General features: G+C 67.6%; 2 protein-coding genes. Both read right to left on the bottom strand.

Translation table 11 applies throughout. From position 1 onward, the window contains the following. A partial coding sequence (gene istB / locus N4G70_RS36830) for an IS21-like element helper ATPase IstB (RefSeq protein WP_261717148.1) occupies window positions 1-621 on the bottom strand: 621 nt, incomplete at its 3' end. Then, window positions 618-2036, bottom strand: coding sequence for an IS21 family transposase (gene istA / locus N4G70_RS36825; protein WP_261717147.1), 1419 nt, complete (start codon window positions 2034-2036; stop codon window positions 618-620). The genes istB and istA, both read right to left, overlap by 4 nt. Between the last annotated feature and the right edge of the window lie 127 nt (window positions 2037-2163).

Genomic DNA, 2163 nt, shown 5'->3' with positions numbered 1-2163 from the left:
GCCGAAGGTCTTGTTCGAGGTCAGGATGATCGAGCCCTTCTCGTAGCGCTTGGAGATGACCTGGAAGACCAGGTTCGCCTCGGCCCGCTCGAGCGGCTGGTAGCCGACTTCGTCGACCACGAGGACGGCGGGGCGGAGGTAGCTGGTGAGCTTGTTCATCAGCCGGCCCTGGTCCTCGGCGGCTTTGAGGTGACGGACCATGTCGTCGAGGCTGGTGAAGTAGATCGAGTAGCCCGCTCGGCAAGCCGCGACCGCGAGAGCGACGGCGAGGTGGGTCTTGCCGACTCCCGGCGGCCCCAGCAGGGCGACGTTGGCCTTGTCCTCGACGAAGGACAAGGTGGCCAAGTCTTTGACCTTGCGCGGTTCGAGTTCGGGCTGGAAGGAGAAGTCGTAGTCCTCGAGCGTCTTGTGATGCGGCAGCTTCGAGAGCCTGAGGCCGTTGCGGAAGCGGCGGTCGTCACGGACCGCGAGTTCCTCGGAGAGGACCAGGTCGAGCAGGTCGAGGTAGCCCATCTTCGCCTCGTCGGCCCGTTGGATGTAGTGGCTCAGGGCTTCGGCAAGGTGCGGCAGCCCGAGGCGGGCGGCGGTGGTGCGGATGCGGTTGCTGGTCAGCTCGCTCAACGGGCGTCCTTGGTCGGGGCGGGCGAATTGAAGGGCCGGGTGCCGGTCAGCTCGTCATAGACCGACAGCGGGCGGCGGCCGACCTCGACGTGGGCGGCGGCAGACCTGCTGAGAAGAGCCTGCAGCGGGCCGGTCTGCGAGTCTGTCGGCTGGCTGCGGCGGGGAGAGGGCAGATCATCGCCGGTGGTGACGCGGCGTCCGGCGCCGGTGGGCAGACCGTCCCAGTGCCTCTCGTCGACGACGCGGGCTCCGCGGCCGACCGCCCGCGAATGAATGGCCAGCAGCGTCGTCCCGTCGGATCCGGGGACGGTGGCATGTAGGCTGACCTGGGATTTCGTAGCACGGACCTCGACCAGCTGGCGAGGGCGGACCTTGCGGGCGGGCACCGAGTAGAGGTTCGCATCGAAGGCGACCAGGCAGTCCTTGCCGACTTGCCGCAGGTGCCGCTGGGCAACCAGATATGGCGTTTGCGGCAGCGGCCGCAGAGCTGTGTGATCGCGAGCGGCCCGGTGTCCGATGACCTCGCCGTGGGTGCCGTGGACCTTCGCCCGCCGCAACGGCACCCAGGCCGTGAAAGCGGCGTTCATTTCCTCGACCGAGGAGAAGGCCCGGCCGGCCAGGACATGGTCGCGGACGATGTTCACCTGACGCTCGACCCTGCCCTTGCCTTGCGGCCGGTAAGCCGCCAGTACGTCGATGTCGTAGTCGTAGTGGCCTGCGAATGCGACCGCTTCAGGATGCAGCGGGACCGCCTCGCCCGGGGCGACGTGCCGGCGCACGACCGTCTTGGTGCGGTCATAGACGATGCTCAACGGCACCCCGGCGAAGTGCGCGAACGCCTGGCGGTGGCAGTCGAAGAACGTCGCGAGATCCTGGCTGGTGGTGAAGCAGCAGAACGGATCACGCGAGTACGACAGCGTCATGTGGAACGAGTAGACCTTCGGAATCCCGACATGAGCGAGGACCCTGCCCTCATCTCCCCAGTCCACCTGGGCCTGAGCACCGGGCACCACCTCGAAACGCCGGTGCAGCCCCGCCAGCTCGCCCGGGCTGATGCCCAGCTCCTCCGCGATCCGCGGCCGGGCCTCCTGCAGATAGAGCTTCACCCGCTGGTAGTTGATCGCGACCCCGTACTCCGCGACCAGGCGCTCGTGGATCACCGACCCCTTCAGGAGGACCTCGGCCCTGAGCATCGCGTCGATCAGGGGCGCGACCTCGTCCACGAGCCGCCGCTGGGGCCGGCCAGCGGACTCTCGCTTGGGCAGCCCCGCCGATGCCGGGTCCTTCAAATACTTGCTGACGGTCCGACGGTTCAGCCCGGTCTCCTTCGCGACCTCCCGCAGGCTCATCGCACCAGACTCATACAGCGGACGAAACCGCCTCAACTCCAGCCACCGATGTGGGTCCAAGACCACCGCGAGCCGCCTCCCTGCCGCCCCGAACGGACAACAGCAGACTCACGGCGAGCACCCCATCACCGCCCCGAAAACGGAGCACCTTCATTCGTACGAGGTGGAGCACGTCCACTTGTACGCCGACACC

This window comes from Streptomyces sp. ASQP_92, from assembly GCF_025399895.1.
Taxonomy (GTDB): domain Bacteria; phylum Actinomycetota; class Actinomycetes; order Streptomycetales; family Streptomycetaceae; genus Streptomyces.
Note: the sequence above shows the minus strand (reverse complement) of the source record. Positions and strands in the feature narration are given on the sequence as shown.